15 protein-coding genes are annotated in these 19,486 nt (G+C 66.0%); 4 read left to right on the forward strand and 11 right to left on the reverse strand.

Annotated features, from left to right (window positions below):
* A partial coding sequence (locus tag K1X74_12680) for a hypothetical protein (GenBank protein MBX7167176.1) occupies nucleotides 1–1,385 on the reverse strand: 1,385 nt, incomplete at its 3' end.
* Between the two features lie 247 nt (nucleotides 1,386–1,632).
* Here K1X74_12680 and K1X74_12685 point away from each other — a divergent pair.
* The 4 genes from K1X74_12685 to K1X74_12700 are packed head-to-tail and all read left to right on the forward strand — an operon-like array spanning nucleotide 1,633 to nucleotide 5,915.
* Nucleotides 1,633–2,439, forward strand: coding sequence for a glycosyltransferase (locus K1X74_12685; protein ID MBX7167177.1), 807 nt, complete (start codon nucleotides 1,633–1,635; stop codon nucleotides 2,437–2,439).
* An 8-nt stretch (nucleotides 2,440–2,447) separates the two neighbouring features.
* Nucleotides 2,448–3,701 carry a lipid-A-disaccharide synthase gene (lpxB, locus tag K1X74_12690; protein ID MBX7167178.1) on the forward strand — a complete coding sequence of 418 codons (1,254 nt, stop codon included), beginning with the start codon at nucleotides 2,448–2,450 and terminating at the stop codon, nucleotides 3,699–3,701.
* 31 nt (nucleotides 3,702–3,732) lie between these two features.
* Entirely contained in the window at nucleotides 3,733–5,130 is a 1,398-nt protein-coding gene (locus K1X74_12695) for an MEDS domain-containing protein (protein MBX7167179.1), read from the forward strand.
* Complete coding sequence (locus K1X74_12700; GenBank protein ID MBX7167180.1) at nucleotides 5,127–5,915, forward strand: M50 family metallopeptidase; 789 nt, start codon at nucleotides 5,127–5,129, stop codon at nucleotides 5,913–5,915. Before K1X74_12695 ends, K1X74_12700 begins: the two co-directional genes overlap by 4 nt.
* A 909-nt stretch (nucleotides 5,916–6,824) precedes the next feature.
* Here the strand turns inward: K1X74_12700 and K1X74_12705 are convergent.
* From K1X74_12705 to nuoH, 10 genes are all read right to left on the reverse strand, one after another.
* Entirely contained in the window at nucleotides 6,825–7,907 is a 1,083-nt protein-coding gene (locus K1X74_12705; GenBank protein MBX7167181.1) for an Mrp/NBP35 family ATP-binding protein, read from the reverse strand.
* Between the two features lie 70 nt (nucleotides 7,908–7,977).
* Nucleotides 7,978–8,496, reverse strand: coding sequence for a hypothetical protein (locus K1X74_12710; protein ID MBX7167182.1), 519 nt, complete (start codon nucleotides 8,494–8,496; stop codon nucleotides 7,978–7,980).
* A gap of 132 nt (nucleotides 8,497–8,628) precedes the next feature.
* Nucleotides 8,629–10,071: a sigma 54-interacting transcriptional regulator gene (locus K1X74_12715; GenBank protein ID MBX7167183.1), complete on the reverse strand. Its 1,443-nt coding sequence runs from the start codon at nucleotides 10,069–10,071 to the stop codon at nucleotides 8,629–8,631.
* Between the two features lie 532 nt (nucleotides 10,072–10,603).
* Nucleotides 10,604–12,304, reverse strand: coding sequence for an NADH-quinone oxidoreductase subunit N (locus tag K1X74_12720; protein MBX7167184.1), 1,701 nt, complete (start codon nucleotides 12,302–12,304; stop codon nucleotides 10,604–10,606).
* A 92-nt stretch (nucleotides 12,305–12,396) separates the two neighbouring features.
* On the reverse strand, nucleotides 12,397–14,019 hold the full coding sequence (locus tag K1X74_12725; protein ID MBX7167185.1) for an NADH-quinone oxidoreductase subunit M: 1,623 nt from the start codon (nucleotides 14,017–14,019) through the stop codon (nucleotides 12,397–12,399).
* Between the two features lie 70 nt (nucleotides 14,020–14,089).
* On the reverse strand, nucleotides 14,090–16,234 hold the full coding sequence (gene nuoL / locus K1X74_12730; GenBank protein MBX7167186.1) for an NADH-quinone oxidoreductase subunit L: 2,145 nt from the start codon (nucleotides 16,232–16,234) through the stop codon (nucleotides 14,090–14,092).
* Entirely contained in the window at nucleotides 16,227–16,673 is a 447-nt protein-coding gene (gene nuoK / locus K1X74_12735; GenBank protein ID MBX7167187.1) for an NADH-quinone oxidoreductase subunit NuoK, read from the reverse strand. Before nuoK ends, nuoL begins: the two co-directional genes overlap by 8 nt.
* Nucleotides 16,674–16,679: 6 nt before the next feature.
* Nucleotides 16,680–17,582 (reverse strand): NADH-quinone oxidoreductase subunit J, encoded by a 903-nt coding sequence (locus K1X74_12740; GenBank protein MBX7167188.1) that lies wholly within the window; start codon nucleotides 17,580–17,582, stop codon nucleotides 16,680–16,682.
* On the reverse strand, nucleotides 17,579–18,121 hold the full coding sequence (locus tag K1X74_12745) for an NADH-quinone oxidoreductase subunit I (protein MBX7167189.1): 543 nt from the start codon (nucleotides 18,119–18,121) through the stop codon (nucleotides 17,579–17,581). The genes K1X74_12740 and K1X74_12745 overlap by 4 nt, the downstream gene beginning before the upstream one ends.
* Before the next feature lie 81 nt (nucleotides 18,122–18,202).
* On the reverse strand, nucleotides 18,203–19,450 hold the full coding sequence (gene nuoH, locus K1X74_12750) for an NADH-quinone oxidoreductase subunit NuoH (GenBank protein ID MBX7167190.1): 1,248 nt from the start codon (nucleotides 19,448–19,450) through the stop codon (nucleotides 18,203–18,205).
* Nucleotides 19,451–19,486 lie beyond the last annotated feature (36 nt).

Below are 19,486 nucleotides of genomic sequence, written 5' to 3' on the forward strand. Positions count from 1 at the left end.
GCAGCCGGGTCGTAGTCCCCGAGTGCGTCGGCCAGTCCGTTGAGCGCCCAGATCGCATGAATTTTGGCCGGCGCCTCGGCCGAGCCGGCCAGCAAACGCTCGAGCGGCGCGACGGCCGGGCGACCCAACCCGACGAGCCGTTGCTGGGCCCGGACGCGCTCGCTATGCGCGGGATGCGCCAGCGCGGCCAACTGCTCTGCGAGCGGCGCCGCGTCGGTCTTTCGCGGTGGCTCGGCCGGCACGTCGCCACGCTCATAGGTGACGCGGTAGATGCGCCCTTTGACTGCCGGATTGAGCCACCCGCCGTAGTTCCAGTCGGCCACGTACATGGCCCGGCCGTCGGGGCTGAAGCACAAGTCCTGCGGACGGAACTCCTCGCCCTGCCCGTCGTTGACCATGAAGTCGTCGATCTGGGCCGTGAACGTCGCGCCGCTGCGCTCGAAACGGAATCGCTGGATCTTGCCCTTGCCCCATTCGCAGAAGAAGGCGTTGTCGCGATACTCGGCCGGCCAGGTCACGTCGCGGTAGCACGCCGCGCCGCAAGGCGAGCCGCCTCCGTGCTCGCTGATGTGCGGCAGATGGCGCTCGGGGTGCGGGTGATAGTCATACGGATAGCCGTAGTAGCCAGTCTCGACGTGATGCGTAAGCCGCGTCCACCAACCGAGGCCGTCGTCGGTATTGTCGTAGGTGAAGATGTTGTCGAGCGAATCGAAAGCTACGTCCAAATGGTTGCGGGTTCCAGAACTGAACACCTCGAGTTGCGTACCGTCGGGCCGCATGCGCACCACACCGCCCCCTTCGAGGGTGACCTGGCTGCCGTCGGCCCCCGTGGCCCGGGCGATCCCCTTATCGCCGACCGACACGTACACGAGGCCGTCCATCCCGAGCCGAATGCCGCTGACGATGTGATCGTTAAAGCCGAACACGCCGGCCGGAGGTCCGAAACCGTCGGCCAGATCGCGGCGCTCTTCGGCCACGCCGTCGCCATCGCGATCGCGGAACACCGAGTAGTGCGGCGCGTGCAGCACGTACAGCGCCCCCTCGTGCCAGAGCAGCCCGAACACGGCCGACAGCCCCTCGCAAAACACCGTCTTGCGCGGCGGCCCGCCGGTGGGGTCGAAGCGGATCATCAAGACCCGGTCGAACTCCTGCGTCGAAGGTCCGCGCATGTCCATCGGGTCCTCGCCGATGAACAGATTGCCCGCCTCGTCGCAGGTCACGACGCTCGGGTGTTCGACCTCGGGCGCGCTGTACATCAGCTCTGCGCGAAAGCCGTCGGGCACCTTTTGAGCTGGCGCCGAACGCGGGTCGAGCCCCGCGGTTCCGAGCAGGCAGACCAAGGCTAAGGCCGCGATGCGATGGGCGGCCGGATCGAGTCGAGACACGCGAATGACTCCGTAAGGCGGGGAAATTGGGGGCGGCGTTGCAGCGTGGTCCGGCGGGTGGCTGGCGTGCTGCACTATGCTAATCCACGCAAAGACTTGCGGCAAAACTGCGGCCGCTGGCTGCGCGGCCGCGAGCGGGATGATTGAACTTCCGGCCGGACACTGGTTTTGACATACTTCGGCCCCCGGCGAGGGTCCGGTCCGAGGCCGGCCGGGCAACGCCCCCACTCAGAGCGGCACGGATGCCATGCTCGATCTGTCGATCGTACTACCGTTTGCCAACGACGCCGCGCGGCTTGCGCGGCGCGTGCCCGAGCTGGTTGGAGCGATGTACCGGCACGGCAACAGTTTCGAGATCGTCGCGGTCGACGCCGGCTCGACCCCCGCGGAGTACGATGCGACGCGCGTCATCCTGCGCGATGTACCGCAGGCCCGGCTGCTGCGACTTGCCCCATGCGGCGGCCTCGACGCGGCATTGACGATGGCGCTCTCGGCATTGGCCGGCGAAGCAGTCGTCGTCATGCCGGCCGATCTCCGATACGTGGCCGACGACATCACATTGCTCACCGAGCGTCTGGCGCGTTGCGACCTGGTGTTTGCGCGGCGGCGCCAATCGCGCGCGAAGCGCTATGTGCGCGGGGTGTGGCAAGCGCCGCGACGCTGGCTGTGCGGCACGCTGGCACACGACCCGACGAGCGGCTTTTGGGCCGCTCGGCGCGAGGCGGTCTCGGGCCTGCAACTGTTTCTCGGCCAGTCCCGCTACGTGGCGGAGATCGTCGCCAGCCGCGGCTTTCGCGTCGGCGAGGTCTACGTCGAATACCGCGCGGACGAGCCGGCCTCGCGCATCGCGCGACCGCTGCCTGGGCCGCTGTGCCTGCTGGCAACGGCCTGGCAGATGCGCCATGTAGTCGATGCGACGGGCAGCGACGTCGAGTTGCTCGACGCCCCGCAAGTTTCCGCCTGGCGGGTCAACAAGAGCCCGTCGGCGCTGCGCCGACTCGACGGGCACCATGCGCCCGCGGCCGGTGCGCTCCATCCCCACTCTCATCTGTAAGGACGGTCATGGCCAGCTCGTCCCCGCTCGTCTACTTCTCGGTGGGCGAACCCAGCGGCGATGTACACGCCGCCAACCTGATCAAGGCCCTGCGCCGCGAGTGCCCTGGTCTGCGAGCGGTCGGCTACGGCGGACCGAAAATGCAGGCCGCCGGCTGCGAGCTGCACGAGGACCTGACGAAACTGGCCGTGATGTGGTTTCTGCGCGTGTTTTGGAACATCCGCACCTTTCTCCAACTCCTGGCCCGGGCCGAGCAGTTCTTCGCCACCGAGCGGCCCGACGCAGTCGTGCTCGTCGACTACCCGGGCTTCAATTGGCTGATTGCCAAGCGTGCCAAGCGGCTCGGCATTCCGGTGTTCTACTATTCGCCCCCACAGGTCTGGGCCTGGGCCCGCTGGCGGGTCAAGAAGATGCGCGAGCGCGTCGATCTCGCCCTCAGCGGGCTGCCCTTCGAGGTGCGATGGTTGTCCGAGCGTGGCTGTCGGGTGACGTACGTGGGCCATCCGTTTTTCGACGAGGTGCGCCAGTACCCGTTCGACGAGGCCTTTTGCGCCCAGCAGCGTGCCGGACAGGGGCCACTGGTGGTGCTCCTCCCCGGCTCGCGAAACCAGGAGCTGAAACACAATCTGCGCTGGTTGCTCTCGGCTGCCGAGCGGATTCACGCGGCGCGACCCGACGTGCGGTTTGCCGCGGCTTGTTTCCGGGACTCGCAGGCCGAATCGGTCCGCCAGCAAGCCGACGCACGCGGGCTGCCACTCGAGGTCTTCCACGGTCGCACGCCCGAGCTGATCGCCGCGGCCCACTCGTGCATCGCCGTGTCGGGCTCGGTATCGCTCGAGCTGCTCCATCACGCCCGGCCGACGGTCGTCGTATATTGGATCGATGCCCTGGCATACTTCGTCCAAACGTTCTTTCGCAAGGCGAAGTACATCACGCTGGTCAATCTGCTGGCCGACGAAGACCCGTTAGCCGGCCGGCCGCGCGACGCCGCACCACCCGACGCGTTGTTATTCCCCGAGTACCTCACATGGCAGGACCGTTCGGCCGATCTGGCCCGACACGTGCTTGGCTGGCTCAACGATCCGGCGGCCCATGCGCGGCGCGTCGGCGAGCTGGAGGCGCTGCGCGATCGTTTTGGCCAGTCCGGTGCCGCGGTCAAAGCGGCCCGGCTCATCCTCGCGTCGGTTGCGGCCCCGGGTCCGCGCGAAACGCTTCGCGGCCCGCACCTCCGCACGGCCGGTGGCGTCGTACGCTCACCGTGAAATGCCGCGCCGTTCCGGGGGCGCCAAGCCGATGAACCGCCCCGAGACTTGGGCAACGCTGGCCCTGTTGGCATTGGCGGCCCTTGGCTTCGCCTGTGATCTGGGCTTCGACCCGATCAACCCCGACGCGGGCCTCTATCTGCCGCTCGCCCGAGAAATGGCCCAGGGCAAGGCGCTCTATCGAGAACTGCCCTGCGATTACCCGCCGCTTGGCCCCTCGGTCTTGGCACTGCTCGGCCAGACGACTCGATCAAGCCCAGTGCACGTCATGGGCCTGTTCATCGCCTTGCAAGGCGTGAACGCGGTGTTGCTCGGCTGGTTGTTGCAGCGGCTGGGACATGCTCGACCGTTGGCCCTGGTTGGCGCCGCGCTGTGGCTTGCCTGGACTTGGGCCTGCGAGGGCTCGGCCATCGTGCTCGAGCCATTGGTGAATCTCGGCCTGCTCGCCGCGGCCGTCGCGACGACGTTCGCCGGCGTGTCTGCGGCCGTCGTTGCGGGGCTGTTCGCCGGCGCGGCCCTGGCAACCAAGCAGTATGCGCTCTTGGCGCTGCCCGGACTCGTCGGGCTGGTGATGGCCCGAGTGCATCCGCGAAACGCAGCGTCGAGCGCGACCGCCCCCGCATGGGCGCGATTGGCGTGCTTCTCACTCGGAGCGGCCACGCCGTTCCTTTTGTTCTGTCTCGATCTGCAGCAGACGCCCAGCAGCCTGGCCTGGCACCTGGCTACCTTCGGTGGGCGCGATTACGGAGTCATCGGACCGCGCACGCTGTTGCAGGCCCTGACGAACGGCGGGCCGGCGCTGCCGTTGAGCGTTGTGGCCGCTTTGGCCTTATGCACCGCGGTGCTGCGGCCCACGGCGCGCAGCGTGGCGGTCGTGCTGCTGTTGATCGGCATGACCTTGCCTTTGACCGTGCGCGATTATCCCCATTACGTCCAGTTGGCCGCCCCCTGGGGCGTGGTGGCGCTGGTCGAAGCCGCGGCGCTCGGTAGCCAATCGTTCGCCGGCAGCACCGCGTCCGCCGGACGCCTGCTGATCGCCGGCGCGCTGGTTTGGCTGCCGGTGTGGCTCGCCGCGCTCGGAGCGATCGTGCCCGAATTGCGCGAGCGCCCCCGCGATCAACAACGCCTGGTCGCCGAGTTCGTCCGCCAGAAGTTGAGCGCCGGCGAACCGTGCGTCATCGTCGGGGCGCCGTGGTTGTATGCCCTGGCCGAACTCCGGGCCGCGGGCGACGACTATCGCTTCGTAAGCTCGCTCACCGGCGGCTCGGCGGCCGAACAGGTCCGTCGCGACGGTCTATTGGCTCGTGCCGCGGCGGTCGTCTCGACCGCGCCGATCGAGGGCGAATGGCCCTGGGCTCCGGCCCAGCCGCGATTCAGCTCGGACAACTCAAAGCTCTACCAGGTCTATATTTATCATCGAGCGCCTTGACGCACCGTCCGCATCCCGCGGCGGGTATCAACCACCGGCTCGACCAGGAATCCAACGCCTTGCTGCTGCAAGAACCTCCCCCGACGCCGTACGACCTGAAGTTCTCGTTGTTCGGCATTCCCGTGCGGATCAGCCCTTACTTCTGGCTGGCGGGCATCGTGCTGGGCGCGTCGGCACGCAAATTCGAGTTCGTCGTGTTGTGGGTTGTCGCGGCGCTGCTTGCGATCCTGGTTCACGAACTAGGACATGCGTTTGCCGCGCGGCGCTTCGGCAATCGACCGTCGATCGTGTTACACGCTGCCGGCGGGCTGGCGATCTACAGCCCACGGCGCGAGACCTTGGGCACACGGCTGGCGATTCTTGCCGCGGGACCGGGCGCCGGGTTTCTGTTGGCCGCGGTGATCATCGTGTTGCTCAAAGTGTCCAGGCGGGGAATTTTTTTTGAGTTCCCCGGCGACCTGATCGAACTCGACGGCGGGCAACCGCTCAACTTCCGGCTCAACGTGCTGACGGCCGACGTCCTCTACATCTGCATCTACTGGGGACTGGTGAACCTGCTGCCGATCTATCCCTTGGACGGTGGGCAGATCGCGCGGCTGCTGAGCGTGCGCCACGATCCGATTCTGGGGGAGTCGCGGGCATCGATGTTGTCGCTGTGGACGGCCGGTGGCGCGGCGTTGTTCTGTGCCTTCAAGTTTCCAGACAGCCTGTTTTTGCCGCTGTTTTTTGGCTTTCTCGCCTACGAGAACTACCGGGCGTTGCAGTCCGGATCGCGCTGGCGCTAGTCGCGCGCGGCGCCGTGGCCCGCGCGCTGCGGCGCAGTTGGCGGCGCGTGTCCGCATCGAGCGCGCGACGGCTCAACGATGGTTCAGCGCGCGATGCTCGCGCGCGTTACGCGTGACACCGTGAAGATGCGCCGCGCGATGCGCGGCGCGCTGCTTCGTAGCGCGCGGTCTCGATCGTTCACACGAAAAAAATTTCTGCGAAAGTCAAGAACTCATCTTGCAGAATTTTTGGAGATTCGTACAAATAGCTGGCATGAGTTCCGCTCAGGGACAAGACGGTGTGGCTGCTCAACCCAGCGAGAGTCGTCTCACCGTTTACGAAGGATTGTTGTTTTTCTTGTCAGTGGTGTGCGTGAGCGTGAGGATCGTTTGAGGCATCGCGCCGAACAGACGTACTGATCGACGTCGAGCAACAAGCGGCACGAGGCACGCCCACCGGGAACTTTTTTTGGAGGACGTAGCGTGGCCAAGAAGAAAGCCAAGAAGGCTGCCAAGGGTGCGAAGAAGGCTACCAAGAAGGCTGCGAAGAAGAAGAAGAAGTAGCCTCTGGTAGTGTGTGATTTGCCGGCTGACCGGTCGCAAGATTTGTCAGTCGTGTAATCCTCGCCACCTGATGTGGCCCTGCCCGCGAATCGCTTTCGGCCGGACCGCAACGGCTTTGATTCGCAGGCTCCACCGATCACAACGAGAAAGGGCCGCCTGGCAACTCTGCCAGGCGGCCCTGTGCTTTTTGCTGATCGCTGCTTCCAGCCAGCCGCGGCTAATCACGCTGTTCGATGCGAAGCGACTGGTGCCCCCTGCGCTTAACGAGCCCCCCAGCGGCGCCGGGCAGCCGGCCGACGCCTCCGCAGAACTTCGGGGGCCCGGATCTTGGGCTGGCCGGGAGCGGCCCGCCCGCTGCAGCGGCCGTCAGAGCACCGTCAGGCTCGGCAGTACCGGCGCCGCGCGGTGCCGGTCGGCGAGGCCGCGCACAAGATTGCGGCAGATCGCTTCCAGGTACGGCGCCACTTGCGGATCGTCGAACGTGGCCGCGACGCGCCCCGCATCGCCTTCGGCGCGGATGTGCATGTTGATCGGCACTTCGCCCAGAAAGGGCACCTCGAGTTCGGCCGCCTTACGCTGCGCGCCGCCCGAGCCAAAGATCTCGTACCGCTGGTTGCAGCCAGGACAGAGAAAGTAGCTCATGTTCTCGACCATGCCCAACAGCGGAATGTTTACCTTGCGAAACATGGCGATCGCCTTCACAGCGTCGGCCAGCGCCACGTCTTGCGGAGTGCAAACGACGACGGCGCCGGTGAGCGGCAACAACTGCGAGAGTGTCAGCGCGATGTCGCCCGTCCCCGGCGGCATGTCGATGATCAGGTAATCGAGCTCGCCCCAGTCGGTGTCCTTGAGAAAGTTGGTGATCGCGCCGTGCAGCATGGGTCCGCGCCAGACGACCGCATCGCCCGGCGCGACGAGAAACCCCATGCTCATGACCTTCAAACCCCCGGCTTCGATCGGCGCGAGCTTCTTCTCGGGCGTGACACTCGGCCGCTGTTGCACGCCGATCAGATGGGGCACGCTCGGCCCGTAGACGTCGGCATCCATCAACCCCACGACACAGCCTGCCCGCCGCAATCCAAACGCCAGGCTCGTGGCGATGGTGCTTTTGCCGACGCCTCCCTTGCCGGACCCGACCGCGATCACGCTTTTGGCGCACAAGCCGATCTGCCCGATCGGGAGCACGGGCCGCCGCAGGACGTCCAATTGAATGTCGACGGCTGCCAGGCCAGGAAATTTGCTCCGCAAGGCGGCCGCCAATTCGTCGCGCGTTTGCTGCCAGAGCGGTGCGACGTGGGTCGACAGTTCCAGGACCAGCGCGAGGTGGTCGCCCTGCAGGCGCACGTCGCGGACCTGGCCGTTTTCGACCACACCGCGGCCCGACTCCGGGTCGCGAAACCGGGCCAGCTCGGCCTCGATGTCGGCGAGTTGAGGAAGATCTGCGGCCATCCGTCACGTTCCTTTCCAGGGCAAAGTTCGACAATCCGCCCGGCGCCGGCCCCACCGGGGCTCAGACGCGTCAGGCCTCGTCGAGCGGTTCGAAATCGGGAGTCGGCTCGAAATCAATCGCCGCATCCGTCTCTGGCGGCTGCGGCGATTGGCGGCGAGTGCGGCTTCGACTCACCGGCTCGTTCGTCGCCGGCGACCAGGGCAACCGCTGCCAGATCGCCTCGCGCACACCCCAGCGGCGCCGCGGCTGCAAGGCAAAGTGCCGCGCGGCCAGCGATTCGATGCCCGACAACTCGTGCAACTGCGACCAGGCGGCGCTGACCCCCAACTCCAAGGCGGTCTGCCATTCCGAGGTCCCCAGCGCAATCCACGCCGCGCGGGGAAAGCGCCGGCGCAGCCGCTCGAGCCGGGCCACGCTCCCGGCGGCTGCGAAGCACGACACTTCGACCCCGACGATGCAATCCGGCCAATCGGCCAGCCGCGCACCGGCCTCGTCGAGGCTGCGGCACTCGACCACGCGATCGATCTGACCGACCGTGGCCTGACGAATCGCCGGCGCCCAGCACGCGCGGCGTTCTACGACCAACATTCGCCTCGCCAATGCTGCCGACATCGTTCTCAACCGAAATCCTGAGACCTGCTGCGTATCCTAGGGGGGTGCGCCCGGCCGCGGCAAGCCGTGCCACGTCGCCGCGGGACGATCCGGCCGGCCAACGCAGTTTCACTCGCCTGGCCCGCTTTCGTCGGACGGCGACTCGAGACCCAATTGCACCAGCCGCCGGTAAAGGCGCGGTCGCGTCATGCCCAACAGGCGTGCTGCCTTGGCCTTGTTGCCCTTGGCCCGCGCCATTGCTCGCCGCAAAAGCTCGGTTTCGACCTCGACCAGAAATGCATCCAAGGCCAACGGCTGCTCCTGGCGCATCGACTTGGGTTGCGCGGCGCCCGTTCGCAGTTGCTCCGGCAGATCGCCGGGTTGAACCCAGGTGCCCGCCGCCTGGTCATGAGCGTGGGCCATCGCGGCGTCGAGTTCGCGCCATTGGCCCGGCCAGTCGTACGCGATCAGGCGCTCCATCGCGGCCGGCACGAGACCGGCCAACTGCTTGCCGCCCGGCTCGTTGCGCGCTTCGAGCGCCTGCTGGGCCAAGAGCGGGATGTCCTCGCGCCGCCGCGACAGCGGTACCACGACGATCGAAAGCGTCGCCAGGGTCATCGCCAGGGCGGCGCGGAATTGTCCCGAGTCGGCCAGTTCCTCCAAGGCCTTGGCCGACGTGACCACCGGACACAGGCCGAGCCGCTCGTCGTCGAGAACATGCTCGAGCTCAGCCTGAATTTCGGCCGGCAGGTGCTCAACATCGGCCAGCAGCAAAGTGCCGCGCAGCGATCGCCCGCGGCGGCCGGCGGTGATCAATTGCGCAAGCGCCGCGCGGATTTGCTCGGCCGGCATGCGCGCGCAGTCGATCGTGAGCCGTTGCGCGTCGACTGTGGGAAACCGTGCGGCGTGCAGCGCCGCGGCCAACTGCGTCCGCCCGCTGCCCTCGGGCCCGACGAAGGCGACCGGCGCCTCGCAACGTGCGGCAGCGGCAAGCTGGGCTCGCAGCCGCGCAGCCCAGCGCGACGGCCCCAACTCGATCGCCGCCTGGGAGACTGCGCGCGCGGTTCGCAACTGCAGCAGTTGATCGTGCAAAACTGCGGCCAGGGGGATCAAGGTCGCCGACTCGTCGGCGGCGGCCGTGGGCAGCGCCGTAAGCCAGCCGAACACGACGATCTCGCCCGCCGCTTGCGACTCCCAGCGCCCGGCGCTCCATGCCGAACGCCCCAGCGCCAAGAACGTGGCGCGGCATGCCGCGACCTCGCCCCCCGGCCTTGCGAGCGGCAGCCTGCGAACCACGACCCCTTGCTCCGGCACGTCGGGCGGCGGGCAAAGCAGGACCCCGATGGCCTCCGGCGACCTGGGAGAATTGGCCTGCTCGACCACGCTTGCGCTACCGCTGGCATCGTAACGGCAGGCGATGCCGACGAGCGCGTCGGGGGCTAGTCCGAACAAATCGGCACAGGCCCGGTTGCACCAGGCAATCCGTCCCCGATCATCGACGGCAAAGCACGGCTCAGGCAGCTCGTCGAATAGTCGCCGGAGCTGCATCGGTTTGATCGGCGAGCGGGTCATCCGCCACCTGCGCGGCCGCCAATCCGGCGAAGTTGGATCGCGCGGATTTTTTGAAAGCAGTTTATTCTCGGCCTGACACTCTGTTGTCACAGGCCGCCGGTAGTTTAGCGGCCTGGACGGGGCAGGAAAGCGGCGGAAAACCGCCGGTTGGGAAAACCGCAGCCCCCTCCGGCGATCTTTTCGTCGGAGGGCAAGGGGCAAGCCGCGGTTTTGCCCATTCCATTAAGGGCGGCGGCCGTGTTTCTGACCTGACGCTGCTGCGGTCTTTCGGGGCTGCGGTATGCCGTTGGGACCAGTTCGCCCAACCGGCCGCCGCCTCTTATTCTTTCCTGCCAGGCTGTAGTCTTTTCCTGCCAGCCAGTCGTCTTTTCCTGCAAGGCTGTCGTCGCCACATCCGCAGGATGTGTCACAGCAGCTGGGCTCGACACATCAGCCAGGGCTCGTCGCAGCCGCAGGGCTCCGGCACAAAGCGAAGGGGCCGTGGCCGATTCGGCCCAGCGCCGCGCCAAAGGGCCTGTGCAGGTACAACCGGCTATTCGGCCTGGGCGATCTCGGCGTCCGCCGTGCGGGGCATTCCGTGGATGCCGACCGCAGAGACGGCCTTCGAGCGAGCCGAAGCATCGGCCTCCACAGTCTTGCTCGGCGGTTCAGTCTTGCTCGGCGGTTCAGTCTTGCGAGCCGGTTCACGCTCGCGAGCGGGATCGGCCGCCGCGCTGGCGGGTTCAGCCGCTCGTGCACGTAGCGAACCGCTGGCCCGCAAGGCGCCATCCCAGATCCGTCCGCCGAAAATCATCGTCAGAACGACGAGTACGCCCGCGGCCAGGGCGCAAAACGCAGCACCCTGCCCGCCTTCGGCCGCCGGTTCTTTCGCGGGTGCACTGAAATAGATCGCGTCCACGATGCGCAGGTAGTACACCGCGCCGATGGCCGCGTTGAGCACGCCGATGATGGCCAGACCTACGAACCAGTTGCGCAGGCCGGCGCTGGCGCCTGAATCAATCGTCAAGGCGGAGCCGAAGACGGCCCACTTGCCGAGAAAGCCAGCCAGGGGTGGCACGCCCGCCAGACTGAACATGAACACCGCAAGGGCCGCGGCGATGGCCGGTCGATGTCGATGGAGGCCGTTCAGCTCGTCGACGGTATCGATGTCCCGTGTCTCGCCTCCCAGGTAAGCCAAGGCCGCGAAGGTGCCGACTGTGGCGATGACGTACACGGCCATGTAAATCAGCATCGCGGCCACGCCGTCGAAGGCCGGCGAGGTGGTCGCCCCGCGCTGGGCCGCAAAGGCGACCGCCAGGCCAATCATGATGTAGCCCGAGTGCGCGATCGACGAATAGGCCAGCAGCCGGCGGATATTCGTCTGCCAGAGTGCCAGGATGTTGCCCAGGGTCATGGTCAACGCGGCCAGGATCAGCGTCACGCGCCAGCCGAACGGCTCGAGCCCCGGCAAGGCGATCAGCAGCACCCGCACCAGGACCACGAAGCCGCCGATCTTGGGGAGCACCGAGAGCAACCCCGCATTGGCATTCGTGGTGCCTTGGTAGACGTCGGGGGCATAGAAGTGAAACGGCGCCGCGGCGACCTTGAAGCCCAGGCCCGCGAACACCAGCACCATGCCGAGGCTCAGCAACGGCCGCCACGACTCGATCGCTACCTCGCCATTGGCCAGCGCCGTACGCAACTCGTGCAGATCGGTCGAGCCGCCGACGCCGTAGAGGAAGCTGAAGCCGTAGAGCATCACGGCCGAGGCCAGAATGTTGAGGAAGAAATACTTCAGGGCCGATTCCTGCGAGCTGATATCGCGCCGGCCGAGGTACAGCAGCAAGTAGGTCGGCATCGAAATCAGTTCGAGCCCCAGGAACAACAGGGCCAATTCGTTAGCCGAGCCGATCAACATCAGACCGACGGTGGCCAGCACGATCGAACCGACGTATTCGCTCCCCTGCAGGCGATGCGCCTCGCGCGACGTGGCCAGCAGGAACAGGCCGCCGGCCCCCAGCGCCAGCCAACGAATGAACTGGCCAAAGGCGTCGCCAGCGATCGGGCCGTGCAGGTCGCTGCCCGAGACTTGAGTCATGATCCCCGCGGCCAGGACCATACCCAGGATGCCCAGTGCCGTGGCCCCCGTGCGCAGGTGTGCAAAGGCCCCCGCCACGTAGATCACGGTCGCCACGCCGAGCAGCAGGATTTCCGGCGCCAGATAGGCGATCGTGTCGTTCGTCAAATAATCCATCGTGATCGAGGCCTCGTTCGGGGCAGCGGTAGCAGTCGCTGCTTCAGTCGGATTTCAGGCTGGTGGTTAATGCGCCGGGCAGATGACTCGGGTTATCGATCGGCAGCGACGGACAGTGGCAGCTCGCGCTGTTCGGCGACCGTCGCGGTGGCCGGTTGACCCAACTGTTCCATCACGCGCGGCCCCAGTTGCGCGGCCAAAGGATCGACCGCCGGCGTCATCTTGTCGATGAAGAACTGCGGCTGGACACCGATCCAGACAATGAACACTGTCAGCGGCAACAGCGCGGCCACTTCGCGCACGGTCAGATCGTGCACGGGGCGGTCCCCCTCGTGCAGCGACTTTTCCACGAGCGGGCCAAAGAACACGCGTTGCACAAGCCACAGCATGTACCAGGCCCCCAGCACGACGCCCGTCACGCTCAGCACCGCGATGGCCAGAAACTGAGTCTGGTAAGCACCCGGCGCTTCGGCCCAGGCCCGCTGGAACATGCCGGTCAACAGCAAGAACTCGCCGGCGAACCCATTGAGCCCCGGCAGGCCGATGCTCGACATCGTCATCAGCACCATGAAAAACGCCATGACGGGCATGCGGCTGGCCAGCCCGCCCAGCTTGGCGATCTCGCGGGTGTGATAGCGCTCGTAGAGCATGCCGACCAGGGCGAACAAGGCCCCGGTCGACAGGCCGTGATTGATCATCTGGAGCATGCCGCCCTGCAGACCCAGCTTGTTGAGCGAAAACAGGCCGATCATGCAGAAACCCAAGTGGCTGACGCTGGAATAGGCGATCAGCCGCTTCATGTCGCTTTGGGCCAGGGCCACCAGCGCCCCGTAAATGATCCCCGCCACCGACAACCACAGGACGTACGGCATGCACGCGGCCGTGGCGTCGGGCAGCATCGGCAGGCTGAACCGGACGAAGCCATAGGTGCCGATTTTCAGCAGCACGCCGGCCAGCAGCACGCTGCCGGCGGTCGGCGCCTGCACATGGGCCAGCGGCAGCCACGTGTGAAACGGAAACAGCGGCACCTTGACGGCGAACCCGGCAAACAACGCCAGGAAGATCAGCACCTGCAGCCGCAAGGGTTCGATCGGATGTTCGGTTACGGCCTGCTGCAGCGCGGAGATCGAAAAGGTCATTGTGCCGGTGTGGCTTTGAACCCACAGCACAATGGTCAGCAATCCCAAGAATGTCAGCACGCTGCCGGCCAGGGTGTAGACGAAGAACTTGATCGCCGCGTAGCGGCGGTCTTCGCTGCCCCAGACGCCGATCAGGAAGAACAGCGGGATCAGCGTGAACTCGAAAAACACATAGAACAGGATGATGTCGCGGGCCGCGAACACGCCGAGCATGCCCGTGGCCAAAAGCAACAACAGCACGTAATAGCTCGTGGCCCGTTCGCGGATTGCGTTCCAGCCGACCAGCACCGATGTCAGCATCAGCAGGGCCGACAGCCCATACATCCACACGCTGAGGCCGTCGAGGCCCAGGCTGAGCCGGACGTCGAGCGCGCCGTCGCCCGCCGACAGCCACGTCACGTCGGCCGAATCGGCCGCGTTCGGATAGCGAACCACGACGACCGTGGCCGCAGCCAGCGTCGCCAACACCGCCAACAAGGCAACCATCCGTGCCACCTCTCGGCCCCCGGCCGACAAGGCACAAATCACCGCGGCGCCGATCAGTGGCAGCACCAGGCTCAGTAACAACAGGTTCATCCGTTCACAGCCTTCAATTCGCGTTGCCGTTCATTCGCGTTATCGGTCATGCCTTGCCGCCCACGCGCGATCAGGGCCCCGGCCAGAGCAGCAGCGTGCCGGCCAGGACCAGCAGTCCCAGGACCATCGCCAAAGCGTAAAACTGCACCATGCCAGTCTGCAGCGAGCGGAACACCCAGCCGAACCCACGCGGCACTTGGGCCACGAGATTCACCAGGCCGTCGATCAACACGCGGTCGAGGAAATAGCTCAGGCCGGCCAGGACCCGCAGTGGCCAAACCACGAGCAGGTCATAGATCTCGTCGAAGAAGAATTTGCCGTAGGACAGGAGATAGAGCGGCTGCAGCACACGGCCGAGCGTCTTGACGTGCGAGCGATCGCCCAGGTAGAGGAACATCGCCAGCCCGATCCCGGCCAGGGCCACGAGCGTGCTCGTCGCCGCGACTTCCTTGTTCAGCCCCGCCGGCTGCGGCGTGTCGGCCATCGGGGCGAAGGCCAGCGAAGGCGCGGCCGCGAGCATATGGGCAAAGCCGTGGGTCCACTCGAAATAGGCCCCCACCACGACCGAGCACACGGCCAGGATGACCAGCGGCATGGTCATCGCCGGCGGCGACTCGTGGGCATGGTGACCGGCCTCTTCGGGAATGCGCTCTTCGCCGTAGAACGTCATCAAGAATGCACGGAACGTATAGAAAGCGGTCAAGGTGGCGGTGAACACGGCGGCCCAATACAGGTACTGGAACAGCCCGCCGTCGTGAGCCCGCACGTGCACGGCGTCGAGGATCATGTCCTTGCTCCAGAAGCCGGCAAAGGGCAGCACGCCGGCCAGTGCCAGGCACCCGATCAAGAACGTCCAATGGGTGTAGGGCATCACCTGCCGCAAACCGCCGAAGCGCCGCATGTCGATCACGTTGCCCATCGCGTGCATCACGCTGCCGGCGCCGAGGAACAACAGCGCCTTGAAGAAGGCGTGGGTGAACAGGTGGAACATGCCGCCGACGATGCCCAACAGCGAACCGGTGCCGAGCCCCAGAAACATGAAGCCCAACTGGCTGACGGTCGAATAGGCCAGGACCCGCTTCAGGTCGTTCTGCGTCAGGGCAATCAACCCGGCCAGCAGCGCCGTAAACCCGCCCACCACGGCCACGACCTGCTGAGCGTCGGGCGCGGCCATAAAGAGCGGCGTACACCGGGTGACCATGTACACGCCGGCCGTGACCATCGTCGCCGCGTGGATCAGCGCACTGACGGGCGTCGGGCCTTCCATCGCGTCGGGCAACCAGGTATGCAGCGGAAACTGGGCACTCTTGCCGCAAGCGCCCAGCAACAACAACAGGCAAATCGCCATTCCCACGCTGCCGCCCACATAACCGGCCGAGCCCAGGGCCAGCCGGCTCTGGCCGAGCACACCCGATACGACCGTATCGGCAGCGCCCTCGGCGCCGGGCACGACCGTGTCGTGGAAATTGAGCGTGCCATAGGTGGTCCAGATCAAGAACACGCCCAGGGCAAAACCGAAGTCGCCCACGCGGTTGACCAGGAACGCCTTCTTGCCGGCCGCAGCGGCCTCGGGCTTCTGGAACCAGAAGCCGATCAGCAAATAGCTGCACACGCCCACCGCTTCCCAGAACACGTAGAGCAGCGCGAAATTGCTCACCGAGACGAGCATCGTCATCGAGAACACGAACAGCGACACGTAGGCGAAAAATCGCCAGTAGCCCGGGTCGTGGTGCATGTAGCCGACCGAATAGAGCACCACCAACGACGACACGAACGTGACCATCGACAGCATGATGCACGTCAACGGGTCGGCCCGGAGCGTGATGTCGATCGTGAAATCGCGCGGGCCCGTGGCGGCGGTGTTTTCGCCGCCGAGCCGTTCAGCATCGGCGATGTTGGCCCAAGTCCAAAGCGTATAGGTGTGTTCGTAGCCGATGGTGGCCGTCTTCGCGGCGGCGTGGTTCGCTGCGCCGTTTTCTGCCGCGTGACCCTCGGCTGCCGCGGCGTGTTCGGCGCCGTGGTGTTCGGCGGGCCCGACCTGGGCGGCAACCTGGAACAGCAGCGCCAGGCTGAGCACGAAGGCACAAGGCATGGCGATCAGGGCAGGCAGGTGCGATTGTTCGCGCAGCAAGTTCTTGCCTAGGGCGCCGGTCAGCAGCGCGGCGGCCAGCGGCAAGGCCGGGATCAGCACCAGCAAGAGATCGAGATTAGACATGATGGCGGAACGCAATCTCTTCTTCGGGTTGAGCCGGTTCTATGCCGGCCGGAGTGAGCCGCGGCCAGCGGGCGCTGGGCGGCGGCAATTCGGGCAGCTCGTCGTCGAAGAACGCTGGCAGGTTGTCCTCGCGGGTCTTTTGCCAGAAAGCGATATCGAGCTTGCCGCTGGCGTTGTAGAGCATCACGACCAGGGCCAGCGCGATGCCGGCTTCGCAGGCCGCGACGGTGAGGATGAAGATCGTCAGCAGTTGCCCGCCCCAGTCGTTGTGATAGCGCCCCCAGGCCACGAGGCTCAGCGAGACGCCCTGCAGCATCATCTCTGCGCACAGGAACATCACGATCATGTTGCGCCGGCACAAAAAGCCCACCAGGCCGAGTCCAAACAGCACGGCACCGATGAACAGCAGGTTTTGCAGGATGGCGAGTTCGTTGGCCATGGCGCGCTAGGCCCTCCCGTTGGTCGGCGCGGGCCGCCGATTGCGAATTTGCAGTTCGGTCGTCAGGGTCTCGACACCGCGACCGTGCGCCACGATTGCCACGGCCGCCACCAGTGCGACCATCAGCAACGTACCGGCGACCTCGACGGCCACGAGGTGGCGGCTGAACAACTGCCCGCCGAGGTGCGCCATGTGCTGCTCGGCCAACACACCGCGGCGCAACTGGACCAATCGCGGATCGACGGCCGGCAGGGCCGGGGGCGGCGGATCGGTGGCTTTTTCCAGCTTCGGACTCGGATCGTCGCTGGTGAGCGACGGCGCGGCTGCAGTGGCGGGCGGAGCCGGCGGCAATTCGGCCGCGGCCGCGTCGGCCGTGCGCTGGGCCTCGGCCAGCACGCCCGGCGAACTCAGCACGCTGGCCGTCGTCAACGTCAGCACACCGACCATCGCCGCGCCGCTGATCGCCGCCAGGTGGCCCTCCCAGCTCACGCGGTCGTAGTACGCGTGGCCTTCCGGCTGAGCGAGCATGAGCACGAAGAGGAACGTGACCAGGATGGCCCCGGCATACACGACGACCGTCGCCACACCCAGGAACTGGGCGCCTTGAATCATGAGCAGGCCCGAGGCCGCCAACAGCGACAGGGCGAACCAGATCGCACAGTAGACAGGGTTGCGACTGGTGACCGTGCCGACGGCCGCACCGAGCGTCATTGCGCCCAGCACGAAGAACACGCTCTGGCTCACCCAGCCGCTGACCGACGGCACGCGCGAGGCATACAGCCCCAGGGCGATCGCCACCAGCACTGCGCCGAGCGAAAAGCCGATTGCGCGGCCGCGCGGGAGCATCAACCACAGCCCCAGGGCCGCGAGAATCGTCGTGACAACGTAAAACATCTGGTCGGAAGTCATGCGGGCTGCACCGGGTCGACGCCCGAGACCGAACGCATCGGCTCAGCGTCTTTGGTCATGTCGTAAACGCTCAACAGTTTTTCCTTGTCGAACACCATTTCTTCGCGGCTGCGGCCGGTCAGGTCGAACAAGCTTGTCAGCTCGATGGCATCGACCGGGCAGGCCTCTTCGCACATGCCACAGAAGATGCACCGCAGTTCGTCGATCGTGAAGCTCTCGGGGTATTTTTCCCGATCCGGCCAGGGGCTTTCCGCGGCGATGATGTCGATGCAATGCGCGGGGCACGCCGTGGCACACAGGAAGCAGGCCACGCACTTGACGCGACCCTGGTCGTCCTTGTTCAGCCGGTGCACGCCGCGATAGATCAGCGGATTGCCGAACTGCGGGCGCTGCTCGGGAAAGCTTTGTGTGACCTTCTTCGAGAACAGGTGCCGGGTGGTCACGGCCAGGCCCTGCACGACCAGCGGCAGATACATCCTGCCCGCCAGCCCGAGCGGCGGCTCATCCACCCATTGAATTCGCGGATCGTCAGGTTTCATCGGGCGATTTCCTCGGTTCTCTCCGCTAGCGCCAGCCCACTGGCAAATTCAGTCCACCGGCCAACTTGTGGTACGGCCCAGTCAATTCAACGAGCCGGCGCGCGGGCGCTTCACCGGTTGGGGCAGTCCGATGCGCGGCCGATTGTCGCTGGCCAGCGGTGCGGCCAGCGCCGCCGCGACGCACGACACGATCAGCGCGCCCCAACTGACGGCCAATTGAATCAGTCCGGCGTTCTCGTCGCCGTAGTGCTGCGACAAGGTCGAACCGTATTCGACCAGCGCCGCCGTGACGAACAGGTTCACCAGGCCCAGGGGCAGCATCACCTTCCAGGCCAGCGTCATCAATTGATCGAACCGGAACCGCGGCCAGCTCCAGCGCACGATCATGAAGAACACGATCACGGCAAGCACCTTGACCGTCAGCACGACGATCCGCAGGATCGCTTCGATCCAGTCGTTCGTTACCCAATCGCTGCCGGTCAACGGGTCGAAATGCCAACCGCCGAGATACAGCACGACGATCAGGAACGAGGCCGTGACCATGTGCAGGAACTCGGCGATCAAGTACATCAGCAACCGGATGCCCGAATACTCGGTGTGATAGCCGCCGATCAATTCCTGCTCGCATTCGGGCAAGTCGAACGGCAAGCGGGCGCTTTCGGCGAAGGCCGCCACGAGGAACACCAGGAACCCCAGCGGCTGCGAGAACACGAACCACATCCGCGCATCGATCTGCTCGCGCATGATCTCTTCGAGCCGCAACGAACCCGTGACCAGCACGACGCCGAGGATGCCCAGGCCCAGGGGCAGTTCGTAGGCGATCAATTGGGCGCTCGAGCGCAGGGCCCCGATAAAACTGTACTTGTTGTTGCTCGCCCAGCCGCCGAGGATCACGCCGTAGACCGCCAGGCTGCTGACGGCGAAGACGAAGACCAGGCCCACGTCGACGTTCGGAGCAATGACGAGCGAAACGGGCTTCTCGATGCCCAGCGACGGCGTGGCCGGGATGTAGCTGCCCCAGGGGATCACGGCGAAGATGCCCAGCGCCGCGGCGAGAATCGTCACCGGGGCCAGGTAATAGACGACCGTATCGACGTGCTTGGGCGTGTACTCCTGCTTCATGATCATCTTGATGCCGTCGGCCAGCGGCTGACCGAGGCCGAACAGCTTGATGTTCGTCAACGGCACGCCGACGCGATTTGGCCCTTGGCGGTCCTGCACCCAGGCGCAGATCCAGCGCTCGAGCAGCACCAGGTAGGCGGCTGCCGTCATCATCGCGAACAGGAACACCGCGATCTTGATCAGGGTTTCTACGGCCAGGGCCGTCATCGTTCGTTACCTTTGCACCGCGTGGAGGGAAGTCTC

Source organism: Pirellulales bacterium, assembly GCA_019694435.1.
GTDB lineage: Bacteria > Planctomycetota > Planctomycetia > Pirellulales > JAEUIK01 > JAIBBZ01.